The following is a 15,658-nucleotide window of genomic DNA, read 5'->3' as shown; positions in this document are numbered from 1 at the left end:
ATTAATCGGAGGCGCTGTGGAACTACGGCAGCTCACCTACTTCGTCGCTGTCTGCGAGGAGCTCAGCTTCAGCGGAGCGGCCGCACGGTGCTTTATCTCACAGTCCGCGATCAGCCATCAGATCTCCCGGCTCGAGCGCGACCTCGGCGTGCAACTGTTCGAACGCTCGACAAGATCAGTGGTACCCACCGACGCCACCGCACGGCTACTTCCCCTTGCGAAACAGATGCTGAGTCTGGAATCGGCGATCCGGGCGGCGGTGCGCACGGTGGGCCCGCGCATCCGGCTCGCCGCGAACATGTCCTTCGCGACCAGATCGCTGTCGGCCATCGCCGGCGCGCGAGCCACGCACCCGGAGGCCGAGATCGAGTTCGTGATCAAACCGTTCCGGCAGCGGATCACCGCGGTCGCGGACGGCGACTGCGACCTCGCGCTCATCCGCGGCAGCGTCGATCAGCCGGGACTGGAGGTGGAGAAGCTGTGGGTGGAGGATCTGGTGATCGCGACCTCCAGCGCGCATCCGCTCGCCACCCGGGAGACGGTGACGCTGTCCGACCTGAGCCGCTATCCCCTGCTGCTGCCGCCGGAACAGGAACAGGTGCTGTTGCACACCGTGATTCGGTCCGCGTTCGCCGAACTGCCCACCGGTCCCACCTTCGGCCCGCCGATCCCGCCCGACCACACCGCGACGCTCGAATTGATCAACCGTCCCGACGCGTGGACCGTCCTCTACGCGGAAAGTTCCACCGAGGGCCTGGTCGTACTGAAGCTGGCCGAACAGAAACTGCGCATCCCGGTCTCGGCGGTGCTGCGCAGCGACGTGCGCCGCTCACCGATCCTCACCACCTTGCTCGCCGGACTGCACCGCAACTGAATCCGCGCCCGTACCGGAACGCGAAAGGGCCCCGGGTGCGCACCCGGGGCCCTTTCGACCGAAATAAAGGGATCAGCCCTTGTGGGCCTTGACCGCCTCGGTCAGCTGCGGCGCCACGTTGAACAGGTCGCCGACGATGCCGTAGTCCGCGATCTCGAAGATCGGGGCCTCTTCGTCCTTGTTGACCGCGACGATGGTCTTCGAGGTCTGCATGCCGGCCCGGTGCTGGATGGCACCGGAGATGCCGAGCGCGATGTAGAGCTGCGGCGAGACCGTCTTACCGGTCTGACCCACCTGGAACTGGCCCGGGTAGTAGCCGGAGTCGACCGCGGCACGCGAGGCGCCGACGGCGGCACCCAGCGAGTCGGCCAGCGCCTCGACGACCGAGAAGTTGTCGGCGGAACCGACACCACGGCCACCGGAGACGACGATGGTCGCCTCGGTGAGCTCCGGACGGTCACCGGCGACGACCGGCTCCCGCGAGGTCACCTTGGTCACGCCGTCTTCCTGCGCGGGCACGTCGACGGTGACCTTCTCACCGGCGCCGGCCTGTGCGGACGCCTCGATGGCGCCCGGACGCACCGAGATCACCGGCACGTCGCCGGTGGCCTTCGCGTCGACGGTGAACGCGCCACCGAAGATGGAGTGCACGGCGGTGCCGTCGGACTTCACGTCGATCACGTCGACCAGCAGGCCGGAGCCGATGCGCGCGGCGAGGCGGCCCGACACCTCCTTGCCCTCGGCCGAGGCGGCGACGATGACGGCGGCAGGCGAGGCCTGCTCGGTCAGGCCGGCGAGCACGTCGACCTTCGGGGTGACCAGGAAGTTGTCCACGTCGTCGGACTCGGCGATGTAGATCTTCTCGGCGCCCGCCGCGGCCAGCGCGTCGGCCAGCTTCTCGCCGGTGCCCGCGGTGCCGAGCACCACGGCGGCCGGGGTGCCCAGGTTGCGGGCGGCGGTCAGGAGCTCGGTGCTGACCTTCTTGATCGCACCGTCCGCGTGCTCGATGAGCACAAGTACTTCAGCCATTTGTGTTCTCTCCTAAGCAGTCTCGGCGCGAAATCAGATGATCTTCTGACCGACGAGGTACTGGGCGATCTTGGTGCCGCCGTCGCCCTCGTCCGCGATCTTCTCGCCCGCGGTGCGCGGCGGCTTCGGGGTGGCCGCGCTGACCGCGCTGCCGGCGTTCGCGACGCCCACGGTCGACGGGTCGACGCCCAGGTCGGCCAGCGTGAAGGTCTGCACTTCCTTCTTCTTCGCGGCCATGATGCCCTTGAAGGACGGGAAGCGCGGCTCGTTGATCTTCTCGGTGACGCTGACGATCGCCGGGAGGGTGGCCTCCAGCTTGAACACGCCGTCGTCGGTCTCGCGCTCGCCGGTGATCTTGTCACCGTCGACGGTGAGCTTGCGCAGGTGCGTCAGCTGCGGCAGGCCCAGGTACTCGGCGATGATGGCCGGCACGGCGCCCGCGCGACCGTCGGTCGCCTCGTTGCCCGCGATGACCAGCTCGACACCCTCGACCTGGCCGAGCGCGCTCGCCAGCACCCACGCGGTCTGCACGGCGTCGGAGCCGTGGATCGCCGGGTCGTTGATGTGGATGGCCTTGTCGGCGCCCATGGACAGCGCCTTGCGGATGGCCTCGGTGGCACGGTCGGGACCGGCGGCCAGCACGGTGACCTCGCCGCCCTGAGCTTCCTTGATCAGCAGCGCTTCTTCGACGGCGCGCTCGTTGATCTCGTCGAGGACGGCGTCGGCGGCTTCGCGATCGAGGGTGAAGTCACCATCGGTCAGCTTGCGCTCGGACCAGGTGTCGGGAACCTGCTTGATGAGTACGACGATGTTCGGCATCGGTCTTCGTCGACCTCCTGTTCTGGTTACACGTGTGGGTGGTCGCACGAGCGGGGAGCCGTACGTCCGTGTGAGTAGCTCGGGCGTGACATTACCCTACGCTAAGTTACCCATGGGTAACTTAGCCTCTTCTCTCTCACAACGCCAGCCCCGGCGATATGGTGCGCCGGTCCGGGAGGCGGGTGCGAGTGTCTGGCAACTAGACGTACCAGTAACGTGCGAATGATGAGCGAGGCTGTGATCCCTGCCGCAGTGGACGAAACTTCCGGCACGAACAACGCCGAACCGCTGCCGTTGACCGGCGAGCGGACCGTGCCCGGCATTGCCGAGGAGAACTACTGGTTCCGCAGGCACGAGATCGCCTACGCCGAACTGCTGCCCCGCTGCGCCGGAAAAACCGTGCTGGAGGCCGGATCCGGCGAAGGCTACGGGGCCGACATGATCGCCGGTGTCGCGACCAAGGTCACCGGCGTCGACTATGACACGGGCGCGGTCGAGCACGTGCGTGCGCGTTACCCGCGCGTCGAGATGATCCAGGGCAATCTCGCCGCACTGCCGCTGGCCGACGCCTCGGTCGACGTGGTGGTGAATTTCCAAGTGATCGAACACCTCTGGGATCAAGCCCAATTCCTCCGGGAATGCCTGCGGGTGCTGCGACCCGGCGGTGAACTGCTGATCAGCACGCCCAACCGGATCACCTTCTCGCCCGGACGAGATACCCCGCTCAACCCGTTCCACACCCGCGAACTGAACGCCGCCGAACTCACCGAGCTGCTGGCCGAGGCCGGGTTCGAGGTCGCCGAGCTGACCGGCGTGCACCACGGCCCGAGCCTGAAAGCGTTGGACGCCAAGCACGGCGGCTCGTTCATCGACGCCCAGATCGAGCGTGCGCTGGCCGGTGAGCCGTGGCCGGCCGAGCTGACCGCCGACGTCGCCGCCGTCACCATCGACGATTTCGTGCTGCTCGCCGACGACATCGACGCGAGCCTCGACCTGGTCGCCATCGCGGTGAAGCCTTGACCGGGGCGGTACCCGGCCAGTTCACCCTGGTGCTGCACTCGCACCTGCCCTGGCTCGCGCATCACGGCCGCTGGCCGGTCGGCGAGGAATGGCTCTACCAATCCTGGGCCGCCTCTTACCTTCCCGTCGCCGAAGTACTGAGAACCCTTGCCGCCGAGGGACGTTCGCACCTGCTCAGCCTGGGCATCACGCCGGTGCTCGCCGCACAGCTGGACGACCCGCACTGCCTCGCGGGTATGCACCACTGGCTCGGCAACTGGCAGCTGCGCGCCGACGAGGCCGCGATGGCGGGCAACCGCGCGCTCGGCGGGCACGAACATCGTTTGGCCACAGCGGCTCTCGCGGATTTCGAAACACGCTGGCGGCACGGCGCAGCGCCGGTCTGGCGCGAACTCATCGACGCCGACGCCATCGAACTGCTCGGCGGACCGCTCGCGCATCCGTTCCAGCCGCTGCTCGACCCGCGGCTGCGCCAGTTCCAGCTCAGCGAGGGCCTCGGCGACGCACGGCATCGCTGGGGCCACACCCCCACCGGGATCTGGGCGCCCGAATGCGGCTACACCCCCGGCATGGAAGCGGGCTACACCGCCGCGGGTGTGACGCATTTCATGGTCGACGGGCCCGCTCTGCGCGGCGACACCACGCTCGGGCGGCCGGTACGCGAGTCCGATGTGGTCGCGTTCGGCCGCGATCTGCACGTCAGCTACCGGGTGTGGTCGCCGAAGTCCGGCTATCCCGGGCAGAGCGCCTACCGTGACTTTCATCACTACGACCACGCGACGGGCCTCAAGCCCGCTCGGGTCACCGGCAAGACGGTGGCCGGTCCGGACAAGGCGCCCTACGACCCGGAACTCGCCGCCGCGGCGGTGGTGCGCGATGTGGATGATTTCGTCCAGACGGTGCGCGAGCGACTGATCGGCGAATCCGAGCGGATCGGCCGGCCCGCGTTGGTGGTCGCCGCGTTCGACACCGAATTGTTCGGCCACTGGTGGCACGAGGGCCCGCAGTGGTTGGCCCAGGTGTTGCGGGCGCTGCCCAAAGCAGGCATCACCGTCGGCACGCTCGCCGACGCCCGAGAGCGCGGATTCGTCGGTGCGCCTGTGCCTTTGGCGGATTCGTCGTGGGGTTCCGGCAAGGACTGGCGGGTCTGGGCCGGTGACCAGGTGCGCGACCTGGTGGACCTCAACGACGACATCGTGCGGCTCGCCCTCGACACCATCGACAAGATGCGCGCCGCCGATGGTGGTCGCGGCCTGCGCGACCACGTTGCCGACCAGTTGCTTCGCGAGGCGATCCTCACCGTGTCCAGCGACTGGGCCTTCATGGTCAGCAAGGACTCCGCCGCGGGCTACGCGCGCGATCGCGCGCACCGGCACGCGCACGCCGTGCGGGAGATCGCGGCCGCCGTCGGCGCGGGCCAAGTCGCCAAAGCACGCCAGTTGGCGGCAGGATGGGGGGCGGCTGACGGACTGTTCCCCGGTGTGGACGCCCGGCGGCTCGCGAGCGCCGGAACCGGAGCACACGCCGCAGTGCCTGCCCAGCACGCCGCCGCCGCAGGATCGGGCCCCGTTGAACGGTCCACCGCAGAAGGACATGCATGAAGATTTTGATGGTGTCGTGGGAGTACCCGCCGGTCGTGGTCGGCGGGTTGGGCAGGCATGTGCACCACCTGGCGACCGAACTGGCCAAGGCGGGCCACGAAGTGGTCGTGCTCGCGCGCAGGCCGTCCGGCACCGACTCCTCGACCCATCCGACCCACTCCTTCATCGCCGAGGGGGTGCTGGTCGTGGCCGTCGCGGAAGATCCGCCGGTGTTCGACTTCGGCGAGGACATGCTGGCCTGGACGCTGGCGATGGGGCACGCGATGGTGCGCGCGGGCATCGCGCTCGGCAAACCGGGCATCGGTGACGGCTGGGCGCCCGACGTGGTGCACGCGCACGACTGGCTGGTCGCGCACCCGGGCATCGCGCTGGCCGAGTACTACGACGTGCCGCTGGTCTCGACCATCCACGCCACCGAGGCGGGCAGGCACAGCGGCTGGGTCGCGGGCAAGGTGAACCGGCAGGTGCATTCGGTCGAGTGGTGGCTGGCCAACGAATCCGACGCGCTGATCACCTGCTCCACCTCCATGCAGGACGAGGTGGAACGGCTCTACGGGCCCGAGCGGGTGCCGATGACGGTGATCCGCAACGGAATCGACGTGGGCGCCTGGACATTTCGGCCGCGCTCACCGCGCACCGGGCCGCCGCGGCTGCTGTACGTCGGCCGCCTGGAATACGAGAAGGGCGTGCAGGACGCCATCGCCGCGCTGCCGCGGATCCGGCGCGCGCACCCCGGCACCACGCTCACCATCGCCGGGGTCGGCACCCAGTTCGAGTGGCTGCGCGAACGCGCCCGGGTGCACCGGGTGGCCCGCGCGGTCACCTTCGCCGGACAGCTCGACCACACCGAACTCCTCGGCTGGCTGCACGGCGCCGACGCCATCGTGCTGCCGAGCCGGTACGAGCCGTTCGGCATCGTCGCGCTCGAAGCCGCCGCCGCGGGCACCCCGCTGATCACCTCCACCGCCGGCGGACTCGGCGAAGCCGTGATCGACGGCGTCACCGGCGCCTCGTTCGAACCGGCCGACGTCGACGGCCTGGTCGAGGCGGCCCGCGCCACCCTCGACGACCCGGCCGCCGCCCAGGACCGCGCCTACGCCGCCCGCGAACGCCTCACCGCCGACTTCGCCTGGGACGTGGTCGCCGCCGAAACCGCCCAGGTCTACCACGCCGCCAAACGCCGCGTCCGCAACCCGCTGGGCCGCCCCACCATCATCGAACGCCCCCTCCCCGAACGAGACCCGAAGTAGTCGATCACCCCGTACCGCCGAAATCCGCCGGTCCGTACGCTCGTGGGCACGATTCGTAAAGACCTGCACCGCCTGGTAGATGGGTTGCCCGAAGCCGAATTGCGACCTGCGGTCGAGCTGTGGCGAGACGTCCTAGCCACGAGCGCGGCCCACGACCTGCCGTTCGCCGCATCCTTCGAAGCCGAACCCGACCTGTCCGAGCGCTACGAAGCCATACTGCGCACCGAGCTCGGCCGCTAACCACCTGGCGCGTAACGGCTTTCGGCTGCCGCGCGCACACTTCGGTACCCCGCGCACAAGACTTTCGAATGAAACGTGCGCGGCGCGACAAGGTGTGCGCGGCAGCGTTGTGCACAGGGCGGTGGTTGTCCACAGGGGCCGATTTTCGGCGCTGGTTCCGGGTGCGGCGCGGGCAGGATGGGCGGATGACAGCCACACCCATCCAGCGCCGTGATGCGTTGGCACAAGGATTCAGCGACAACGAGTTGCGGCGGCTGACAACTCGGTGCGGCTGGCGCCGGCTACGGCCCGGCTCATATCTACGGTCGGACGCCTACGCGGCGCTGGACCGGCAGGAGCAGTACAGCGCCCTGGTCTACGCCACGGCAGCGCACCTGTCCGCGCCTGCCATCATCAGCCATCAGTCCGCGGCCGCGGTGCAGGATCTGCCCCTGTGGGGCTTGGCGCTCGATCGCGTGCACGTGACGCGGCCTCGGCGCAGCGGTGGGCACCGCGGCAAACACGTGCACATGCATTGCGCACCCTTCGATGAGGCCGAGACCCTGACGATCGGGCCGTTGCGCGTGTTCACCCCGGCACGCACCGTTGTCGACATCGCGCGTACCGCCACACTCCAAGCAGCGGTCGCCATCGGTGACGCGGCAGTGCGCCGATTCCACTTGATTCACGAATCTCTCTGCCAGGCACTGACTTACGCTGTCGGTAGACCCGGTTACCGCGCCGCTGCACGAGCGATCGGAATGCTCGACGAGCGCAGCGAAAGCGTCGGCGAATCCCGCAGCCGAGTCCTGCTCGCCGAGCTCGACCTGCCCACGCCCGATTTGCAGACGACCGTTCTCGATGGATCCGGCCGATTCGTCGCCCGCGTCGATTTCTGCTTCGAGGAGCTCGGCATCATCGGCGAATTCGACGGCAAAGTGAAGTACGACGGAACCCTTCCGAAGGAACCAGCCACGGCGCTGTACGAGGAGAAACTTCGTGAAGACACCCTTCGCGATCTCGGCTGGGAAGTCGTCCGATGGGGCTGGCCCGAGCTCGACACCCCGCCACTCGTGGCGGACCGCTTCCGGCGCGCAGTCGCGCGCTCCGCGCACCGACCGCGCCCGCTGGGCCGCACCACCCAGCTCCCGCGCACCTTCTAGCACCACGCGCACGAGTCATTCGACGAAAACGTGCGCGGCGTACCGGAAGGTGCGCGGCGCGCGGGAAGATGCGCGGGGTGTGGGGTGTGGGTCAGTGTTCGGGTTCGAAGGTGAAGAGTTCGCCGATTCGGGTGGCTACCAGGACTTCGCCCTTGGGGCCGATGGAGGTGCCGGTGGTGCTGCCCTGGGCGCCGGGCAGGACGTCGGAGTCGATGGTGGCGCCGGTTTTGGTGTCGAAGGTGATCAGGTTGAGGCCGTCGCCGATCGCGGCGGTGGTGTAGCCGGTGCCGCCCGCGGTCTGCACCGGGGTGCCGCGCAGGGCGAGATCTTTACGCTCCCAGACGGTTTCCGCGGTGTCGCCGGTGTCGCGGAGGGCGAGCAGGTAGCCGTCGTCGCCGGCCGGGATGATCAGACCGTCGTCGGACACCGAAAAGCCGCCCTGCGGCGCCCATTCCAGCTGGTGCACCCATTTGGTGCGGCCGTCGGCGGTGTCCACCGCGATCAGCCGCTTGCTGTTGTCGCCGACGTAGAGCGTCTTGCCGTCGCTGGAGAGCACCGGGCTGGTGCCGCTGCCGCCGGAGAGCAGCTCCGCGCTCCACTCCTGCTGAATCTTGTTGTCCGCGTAGCGCAGCGCGACCAAGGCCGCGGCGGGCTGCCCCGGCTTCCAGACCGTCACGAAGAAACGCCCGCTCGCGGCGTCGACGGCGGAGATGTTCGCGACGGGGCACTGCGGACCGCCGGTGCGGCAGTCGTCGAGCCCCTGCCCGGCCGCCGGACGGGTCAGATTCGGGTACTCCAGGAAGTCCGGTTCCCCGAGTAACTGGGTGGTCGGGACGGTCCGCTCGCCGGTCTGCCGGGACAGCACATCGACCTGGCCGGACTGCGTGACGACCAACAGCCTTCCGTCGCCGGTGAATTGCGTGGAGACCGGGGTGCCGCCGATCGGCGTCCGCCAGCGCGGCTGCCCGAGATAGTTGTAGGAGTTGACCGCGTCGTCGTCGCCGACGTAGACGTTGGTCGTGCCGTCGACCACGCTCGGCGCCGAAATCGCGCTCGGACCCAGTTTGCTGCAGAAGCGCTTGCGGCCGGTGGCCATCTGGCCGGAGAAGAGCATGCAGTCGCGCGAGAGCGTGGTCAGGAAGAACTGCCCGTCGGGACCGATGGTGACCGGCTGCGCGATCGGTCCGCCGATCGGGCGCGACCAGCTCAGGGCGATCTTCTTGGCGCCGGTGACCGGACTGGTGCCCGCGTTGCGGCCGTCGTGGAAGGCGGCGGGCCAGCCTTTGCCGGGCCCGACCGTGATGTCGTCGACGTCGGTGCCGCAGCCGGTCAAGGCCAGCGCGCTGATCGCGGCCAGCGACGCGGCCAGCCGCACCCGCGACGGTCGCCACCGGGAACTGGCCAGTATGCCGCCGCTACGCACCTGCTGCACTCCTGTCGTCGTTTCCGCTCGGACGAGACTAAAGGGTGTCGACCCACCGTCGGCGCAGCAACCCGGTTTCGGGTGTACGCGTGTGGATTCCGGGACGCCGCCCCCGGCGTCGGAGCCACTGTACGGGAGCCGCACCCGCACGTCCGTCAAGTGGTGCGGTTGCGGGGCGGGTGGCCTGCGGATGGACTGCGTCCGACCACGCCAACTAGGCTCTACCCCGTCGCCGCCCGGGCGCGCGACCAGTCGTTGGACCAGGACAGGAGAGCCGTACGTGACGAGCATGTGGGGCGCGCCGTTGCGCTCGCGCTGGCGTGGATCGCGCCGCCGGGATCCGCAGCAGGCCCGTTTTCTGACGGTGGCCTCGCTGCGCTGGGTGCTCGCCAACCGGGCGTACACCCCCTGGTACCTGGTGCGCTACTACCGGCTGCTCAAGTTCCGGCTGGCCAACCCGCATATCGTGCTGCGCGGCATGGTCTTCCTCGGCAAGCGGGTGGAGGTGCACGCGACCCCCGAGCTGGGCCGGATGGAGATCGGCCGCTGGGTGCACATCGGCGACGGCAACGCCATCCGCTGCCACGAGGGTTCGCTGCGCATCGGCGACAAGGTGGTGTTCGGCAAGGACAACGTCGTCAACACCTACCTCGATATCGAGATCGGCGAATCCACCCTGGTCGCCGACTGGTGCTACATCTGCGATTTCGACCACAAGATGGACGACATCACGCTCCCGATCAAGGACCAGGGCATCGTGAAGAGCCCGGTGCGCATCGGCCCCGACACCTGGATCGCCGCGAAGGTCACCGTGCTGCGCGAAACCCGGGTCGGCCGCGGCTGTGTGCTCGGCGCGCACGCGGTGGTAAAGGGCGAGATCCCCGACTACAGCATCGCCGTCGGCGCCCCCGCGAAGGTGGTCAAGAACCGCAAGGCCGCCTGGGAGGCCGGCGCCGAGGAGCGCGCCAAGTACCTCGCCGCGCTCGAGGACATCGAGCGCAAGAAGAACGGCGCCACCACGACGGCTTAGTCTCCCGCGCAACTTCTGTTGTTCCGCGCGCGTGCCGGTCGACAGACACGCGCGCGGGACAACAGGGCATGCGCGGCGGTCATTGCGCCTCGACGCGCCGGGTAGCGTCTGCGATATGCACACCTACGCCGCGCTGTTGCGGGGGATCGCGCCGAGCGGAAAGAACATGAGCAACGACAAGTTGCGCGGCGTGTTCGAAGGGCTCGGGTTCGAGAAGGTCGCTTCGGTGCTGGCCAGCGGCAACATCGTGTTCCGCAGCACCGACACCGATATCGTCGAACTGGAAGATCGGATCCAGCGGGCGCTCAATCGGGAACTCGGGATTCCCGGCGGCACCATCGTCCGCAGCCACCCCGAACTGCGCGCGCTGCTCGACAGCGACCCGTTCCCCGGACTGACCCACGGACGCGGCACCTATCTGGTGGCGACCTTCCTCAAGGACGGGGCGAAAGCCCCGGGCAAGCTGCCGGACCAGCCCGATCCGTTGACCCGCATCGTCGGCTACGACAAGCCCTGCCGCGCCTTCCTGGCCGTCATCGACAACAGTGACCCGGGCAAGACCCCGGACTTCATGAGCTGGCTGGACAAGACCTACGGCAAGGACATCACGACGCGCACCTGGCTGACGGTGCAGCGCGTGGTCAAGAAGATGGAGACGTAGGCGCACCGCGCACGAATTGCCACGGCACGCGCGACACCGCCGACCACGGTGTGCCCAGCAAGCCGAACCGTCCGCAGCAGCCCGAACCGTACGCGACGGACCGAACCGCGCCCAACAAACCGAACCGTGCACGGCAGGCCGAACCGCACCCAACAAACCGAACCGTGCACGGCAGGCCGAACCGCACCCAACAAACCGAACCGTGCACGGCAGGCCGAACCGCACCCAACGGACCGGAACCGTGCGCGGCGGACCGAACCCGCGCCCCGCGGACCGAACCCGTAGGCCACAGGCCGAACCCGTGCACCACAGGCCGAAGCGTGCGCGAAAGACCGAACCGTGCGTAACGGAGCGAACCGTACGCGGCAGGCCGAAACGCGCGCGACGGACCGAACCGTGCGCAACAGGCCGAAGCGTGCGCAACAGACCCAACCCCGCGCAACAGACCCAACCCCGCGCAACAGACCGAAGCGTGCGCAACAGACCCAACCCCGCGCAACAGACCCAACCACGCGCAACAGACCCAACCACGCGCAACAGACCCAACCACGCGCAACCGACCCAACCACGCACCGCAAGCTGAACCGCACGCAGCGGACCGAACCTCAAGCTTGCGCAGCGACCGCCGTGCACAGGAACGCTGTGGGGGTGCGGCCTATTCGGGTGATGACCAACGTAAAGGGTTGGTTTCCTTGGGGTTTGAGGGTGCGGCGGAGTTTGTCGGGGTCGACGTCGACGCCGCGGACCAGGATCTCCAGCGGGCCGCAGTCGTGGCCGCGCAGTGCGGCCCGCAGGGTTTTCTCGCGGTAGTCGAGGCGGTCGACGATGCGGAAGCCGCGGGTGCCCGGCGGGACGGTGTCGCCGGTGAGATAGGCGATGCGCGGATCCAGTTGCCAGAGGCCGTGTTTCGCGGCGTAATGCCGCACCAGGCCGGCCCGGACCACCGCGCCGTCGGGATCGATGAGCCACGCACCGGGCGCCCGCTCGGGGATCTCGTCGGGGTCCGCGTCGGTGAGGGTGAAAGATGTTCCGGCCGAGGACAGTACGGTCGCGCGCCGACGAACCGCAGGGTCGGTGAGCCCACGCGACCACAGGCACGCCTCACGGACCGCGCCGTCGAGCGAGGCGACCTCGATCTCGCCGGACCAGTCGAGCCGGTCGAAATCCAGTCCGGGAGCACACTTCACAACCAGATCGCGCCCGGGGTAGGCGGCGAGCAGATGGGGCAGCGGCGGTTGCAGCTTCGCGGGATCGTGGGTGCGCTTGCCGTCGGCCCGCCGCGCCGGGTCCGCGACCACGACGGTGTCCCTGCTCACCGGCACCAGCGCATCCGCTTTGGCCAGCAAGACATTTCGGGATCCGGCCAGATTGTGCGCGGCCATCGCCAGCCGCACCTCGTCCAGGTCGCTGCCGAGCACCGCGGGACACGCGCGCGCCAGCTCGGCCAGCTCGGCGCCGATCGAGCAGGTCACGTCGTGCACGGCGCGCCCGGCCAGGCGGGCGGCTCGATGCCGGGCGACCAGCGTCGGCGTCGCCTGCTGCAGGGCGTCGTCGGTGAACAACCACGCCCCCGCGCCGGCGAGCTTGCCGACCGCCTTGCGCCGCAGCCGCACCGTCTCCACGAGCGCGGCCGCCCACGTGCCGTGCTCGCGCCGCACCCGTTCCAGATCGCGCAGCAGCGCGGCCGGGGTCAGCTCCAGCCGGTCCACCTCGGACAGCGCGGCGCTACCCGCCGAGCTGCCGAGGAAGGCGACATCCGGACGACCGAAGCCGTAACCCACTACTTGGCGGCGGAGTGCGGCTTCACGCCGGTGATCATCGCGTTGTAGAAGAACTGACGGGGCACCACGCGGCGCATCACGTTCTCGTCCAACCAGCTCAGCCGCAGCCATGCCTTGTACATGGCCATCCGGTAGCCCATGGTGAGCTTCTCGTCCGGCACGGCCGCCTCGAAGGTGCGCACCGGCCAGCCCCACAGCGCCGCCGCGAACTCCTCGGTGGTCGCCTTGACCTCGACGGCACCGGCCGAGCGCGCCATGCTCTCCAGGTCGCTGGGATCGAACGTGTGCAGGTCGACGACCGCCTCGAGCGCCGCGGCCCGCGAGGACTCGTCGAGCTCGGTCTGCGGACGCCGCCACCCGGCCAGCTGCGGCAGCTTGGTGACGGTGGTGGTGGCCTTCCAGGTGATCCGGCCGAGCCAGCGCGCGTAGAAGTTGCCCGCGGTGGTCGGCTCGCCGGCGAACACGAAGCGCCCGCCCGGCTTGAGCACGCGCAGGCATTCCTTCAGTGCCAGTTCGACATCCGGGATGTGGTGCAGCACCGCGTGCCCGCACACCAGGTCGAAGGTGTCGTCCTCGTACGGGATGGTTTCGGCGTCGGCGACCCGGCCGTCCACGTCGAGGCCGAGGTTCTGCGCGTTGCGCAGCGCGACCTTGACCATGCCCGGCGACAGGTCGGTGACCGAACCGGACTTGGCCACGCCGCCCTGCATCAGGTTCAGCAGGAAGAAGCCGGTACCGCAGCCCAGCTCGAGGGCGCGCTCGTACGGCAGCGGGGCGGGACCGACGGCCGCGTCGAACCGGCCACGGGCATATTCGATGCAGCGCTCGTCATAGGAGATCGACCATTTGTCGTCGTAGGTCTCGGCTTCCCAGTCGTGGTAGAGGACCTGGGCGAGCTTCGTATCCTTGCGCGCTGCTTCGACCTCGGCCTCGGTGGCGTGCGGGTTCGGCGCGGGGTCGTCAGGGCGTACCGTCATGGCAGCCAAGCCTACCCAAGGTCAACCGATGATCTTGCCCTCGGCCCACCCAACAGGACGCCCGCCGGACCGGCGGCCGGACAGCAACCTGTTCCGATCAGGCGATCTTCCGGAAACCCCTGCTCAGCACGCCCGCGACGCCGAGCCGCTGCACGCCTCAGCGCCCGACGAACGCGGCCGATCCGGGACCGTTCGCCAAGTAGGACTCGGTGCCGATCCGGCGGTCCTCGGTCGTGAACAGATCAGACCATTCGGTCTGTGCGCGGTCCAGTCCGTGCGGGCCCGCCTCGAACACCGCCTTGGCCGCGGCGAGTGCCCGGCCCGGGGCCGCGGTGAACTGCTGGGCCCAGCGCAACGCGGCGGTGTACACGTCGTCGGGCGGCACCACCTCGTCGACCAGGCCGAGCGTCAGCGCCTCGGCCGGCTCGACGAACCGGCCGCTGTAGACGAGATCCTTGGCCGGGCCGGGTCCGATCAACAGCGCGAGCCGCCGGATGCCGGCGAGCGGGATCAGCCCCGCCTTGATCTGCGGCAGGCCGAGTTTGACGTTGTCGCCGATGATCCGCCGATCCGCGCCCAGCGCGAGCTCGAGTCCCGCGCCGAGACCGTAGCCGCTGATCGCCGCGACCGTGGGCTGCGGCAGGCGGGCCAGGCAGCCCAGGTGGCTCTGCAGATCCGCGGCCAGCGCCCGCGCCTGGCCGGCGCCGAGTGCGGCCAGCTCGGCCAGATCGTCGCCCGCGGAGAACACCCGCTCGTCGCCGTAGACCATGACCGCGGCCACCGTCGGGTCGGCCGCGACCGCCTCGGCCGCCTCGGCCAGTTCGCGCGCCAGCTGCAGGTTCAGCAGGTTCAACGGCGGGCGGTCGATCCGGAGGACGGCCACGCGGCGCGCGGCATCACCCTCCGGCAGCTCCAGGGTCACGAATTCGGCCATGGCAGCAGACGCTACCGGGTGCCCTGCCGCGGCTTCACTTGCGGACGGATCCCTCGAGCTTGCTCGGATCCGGCAGATCGGTCAGGTAGCGCCCGTTGTCCGGGAACATCAGCACCCGCCGCCCGTCCTGCTCGACCAGTTCCGGCATGATCGGCTCGATCACCGGCTCGGCGGCGAAAATCTCTGCGGTGGAGCCGAATTCGCTGAGGCCCTGCAACTGCGACCAGGTGGGCGGCAACAGGATGTCGGCGCCCGCCCGCCACCGCCGCAGCGCCTCGGCCGCGGTACGCCAATTCACCTCCGCCGCTTCGGAGGTGGCGCCGTCGGCCAGCTGCCCGGCGGGCAGCACCGCGACGAAGAAGCGGGTGTCGTAGCGGCGCGGCTCGACCACCGGCGTGATCCAATTCGCCCACGGCCGAAGCAGATCCGCCCGCAGCACCAGGTTCTCCGCGGCGAGGAAACCGGCCAGCGACAGCTCACGACGTTCCAGCCGGCCGCGCGCCGCGCGGTAGCCGGTGGTGTCGGAGACCACCGTGTCGGCGGTCGGACCGGCGAGCAGCACCCCGCATTCCTCGAAGGTCTCCCGCACCGCGGCGCAGACCAGCGCCTTGGCCCGCGACTCGGTGGTCGCGAATCGCTCGGCCCACCAGGCGGGTTCGGGTCCGGCCCAGGCGATATCGGCGGTGCCGTCGGTGGGATCGACGCCGCCGCCGGGGAACACGGTCATCCCGGCCGCGAACGCCATCGCGCCGACCCGGCGCTGCAGGAAGATCTCGGGACCGGCGGCGCTGTCGCGCACCAGCAGCACCGTCGACGCATCCTTGACCGGCGGGGCAACCTGAGAGCCGGCCGCGGTATTTGTCTCACTCACCCCTGC

At 69.5% G+C, this 15,658-nt stretch carries 15 protein-coding genes; 8 read left to right on the top strand and 7 right to left on the bottom strand.

The annotated features are described in order from the left end of the window. Positions 1-16: 16 nt before the first annotated feature. Complete coding sequence (locus NBRGI_RS19620; RefSeq protein ID WP_014987254.1) at positions 17-874, top strand: LysR family transcriptional regulator; 858 nt, start codon at positions 17-19, stop codon at positions 872-874. A 72-nt stretch (positions 875-946) separates the two neighbouring features. Here the strand turns inward: NBRGI_RS19620 and NBRGI_RS19615 are convergent, their stop codons facing one another. Both NBRGI_RS19615 and NBRGI_RS19610 read right to left on the bottom strand, forming a co-directional pair. Next, the gene (locus tag NBRGI_RS19615) at positions 947-1,903 is read right to left on the bottom strand and encodes an electron transfer flavoprotein subunit alpha/FixB family protein (RefSeq protein WP_029898373.1); all 957 of its coding nucleotides are present in this window, start codon (positions 1,901-1,903) and stop codon (positions 947-949) included. 33 nt (positions 1,904-1,936) lie between these two features. Next, positions 1,937-2,722, bottom strand: a complete 786-nt coding sequence (locus NBRGI_RS19610) for an electron transfer flavoprotein subunit beta/FixA family protein (protein ID WP_014987252.1) — start codon at positions 2,720-2,722, stop codon at positions 1,937-1,939. Between the two features lie 222 nt (positions 2,723-2,944). On the opposite strand from NBRGI_RS19610, the gene NBRGI_RS19605 reads away from it, so the two are divergent. From NBRGI_RS19605 to NBRGI_RS19585, 5 genes are all read left to right on the top strand, one after another. Beyond that, positions 2,945-3,742 carry a class I SAM-dependent methyltransferase gene (locus NBRGI_RS19605; protein WP_148310881.1) on the top strand — a complete coding sequence of 266 codons (798 nt, stop codon included), beginning with the start codon at positions 2,945-2,947 and terminating at the stop codon, positions 3,740-3,742. Beyond that, entirely contained in the window at positions 3,739-5,343 is a 1,605-nt protein-coding gene (locus tag NBRGI_RS19600) for a 1,4-alpha-glucan branching protein domain-containing protein (RefSeq protein ID WP_029898369.1), read from the top strand. Before NBRGI_RS19605 ends, NBRGI_RS19600 begins: the two co-directional genes overlap by 4 nt. Further along, a complete protein-coding gene (locus tag NBRGI_RS19595; protein WP_029898366.1) occupies positions 5,340-6,593 on the top strand; it encodes a glycosyltransferase family 4 protein in 1,254 nt (417 codons plus the stop codon). Before NBRGI_RS19600 ends, NBRGI_RS19595 begins: the two co-directional genes overlap by 4 nt. A gap of 42 nt (positions 6,594-6,635) precedes the next feature. Beyond that, positions 6,636-6,833, top strand: a complete 198-nt coding sequence (locus NBRGI_RS19590) for a hypothetical protein (RefSeq protein WP_029898364.1) — start codon at positions 6,636-6,638, stop codon at positions 6,831-6,833. Positions 6,834-7,018: 185 nt separating this feature from the next. Beyond that, positions 7,019-7,975, top strand: a complete 957-nt coding sequence (locus NBRGI_RS19585; RefSeq protein WP_029898362.1) for a hypothetical protein — start codon at positions 7,019-7,021, stop codon at positions 7,973-7,975. A 91-nt stretch (positions 7,976-8,066) separates the two neighbouring features. Here NBRGI_RS19585 and NBRGI_RS19580 read toward each other — a convergent pair whose 3' ends face one another. Further along, positions 8,067-9,398, bottom strand: coding sequence for an outer membrane protein assembly factor BamB family protein (locus tag NBRGI_RS19580; protein WP_235211017.1), 1,332 nt, complete (start codon positions 9,396-9,398; stop codon positions 8,067-8,069). Between the two features lie 280 nt (positions 9,399-9,678). Here NBRGI_RS19580 and NBRGI_RS19575 point away from each other — a divergent pair, with 280 nt between their 5' ends. Together NBRGI_RS19575 and NBRGI_RS19570 are read left to right on the top strand one after the other, a co-directional pair. Beyond that, positions 9,679-10,428 carry an acyltransferase gene (locus NBRGI_RS19575; RefSeq protein ID WP_029898358.1) on the top strand — a complete coding sequence of 250 codons (750 nt, stop codon included), beginning with the start codon at positions 9,679-9,681 and terminating at the stop codon, positions 10,426-10,428. 115 nt (positions 10,429-10,543) lie between these two features. Continuing rightward, complete coding sequence (locus NBRGI_RS19570; RefSeq protein WP_029898356.1) at positions 10,544-11,089, top strand: DUF1697 domain-containing protein; 546 nt, start codon at positions 10,544-10,546, stop codon at positions 11,087-11,089. Positions 11,090-11,694: 605 nt separating this feature from the next. Here NBRGI_RS19570 and NBRGI_RS19565 read toward each other — a convergent pair. The 4 genes from NBRGI_RS19565 to NBRGI_RS19550 form a co-directional block, all read right to left on the bottom strand. Further along, the gene (locus NBRGI_RS19565; protein ID WP_029898354.1) at positions 11,695-12,870 is read right to left on the bottom strand and encodes a class I SAM-dependent methyltransferase; all 1,176 of its coding nucleotides are present in this window, start codon (positions 12,868-12,870) and stop codon (positions 11,695-11,697) included. Then, entirely contained in the window at positions 12,870-13,847 is a 978-nt protein-coding gene (locus NBRGI_RS19560; protein ID WP_029898351.1) for a class I SAM-dependent methyltransferase, read from the bottom strand. Before NBRGI_RS19560 ends, NBRGI_RS19565 begins: the two co-directional genes overlap by 1 nt. A 157-nt stretch (positions 13,848-14,004) precedes the next feature. After that, complete coding sequence (locus NBRGI_RS19555; RefSeq protein WP_029898349.1) at positions 14,005-14,781, bottom strand: enoyl-CoA hydratase-related protein; 777 nt, start codon at positions 14,779-14,781, stop codon at positions 14,005-14,007. Between the two features lie 34 nt (positions 14,782-14,815). Further along, positions 14,816-15,652 carry an NUDIX hydrolase gene (locus NBRGI_RS19550; RefSeq protein WP_029898347.1) on the bottom strand — a complete coding sequence of 279 codons (837 nt, stop codon included), beginning with the start codon at positions 15,650-15,652 and terminating at the stop codon, positions 14,816-14,818. Positions 15,653-15,658 lie beyond the last annotated feature (6 nt).

Source organism: Nocardia brasiliensis IFM 10847 (genome assembly GCF_000710915.1).
In the GTDB taxonomy this organism is placed as follows: Bacteria; Actinomycetota; Actinomycetes; order Mycobacteriales; family Mycobacteriaceae; genus Nocardia; species Nocardia brasiliensis_A.
This window is presented reverse-complemented; position numbering and strand designations above follow the sequence as displayed.

Bases quoted from the DNA above. Each gene is read 5' to 3' on its own strand.
- NBRGI_RS19555 (WP_029898349.1), bottom strand. From the start codon at position 14,781: ATGGCCGAATTCGTGACCCTGGAGCTGCCGGAGGGTGATGCCGCGCGC.
- NBRGI_RS19610 (WP_014987252.1), bottom strand. From the start codon at position 2,722: ATGCCGAACATCGTCGTACTCATCAAGCAGGTTCCCGACACCTGGTCC.
- NBRGI_RS19570 (WP_029898356.1), top strand. From the start codon at position 10,544: ATGCACACCTACGCCGCGCTGTTGCGGGGGATCGCGCCGAGCGGAAAG.
- NBRGI_RS19615 (WP_029898373.1), bottom strand. From the start codon at position 1,903: ATGGCTGAAGTACTTGTGCTCATCGAGCACGCGGACGGTGCGATCAAG.
- NBRGI_RS19560 (WP_029898351.1), bottom strand. From the start codon at position 13,847: ATGACGGTACGCCCTGACGACCCCGCGCCGAACCCGCACGCCACCGAG.
- NBRGI_RS19605 (WP_148310881.1), top strand. From the start codon at position 2,945: ATGATGAGCGAGGCTGTGATCCCTGCCGCAGTGGACGAAACTTCCGGC.
- NBRGI_RS19595 (WP_029898366.1), top strand. From the start codon at position 5,340: ATGAAGATTTTGATGGTGTCGTGGGAGTACCCGCCGGTCGTGGTCGGC.
- NBRGI_RS19585 (WP_029898362.1), top strand. From the start codon at position 7,019: ATGACAGCCACACCCATCCAGCGCCGTGATGCGTTGGCACAAGGATTC.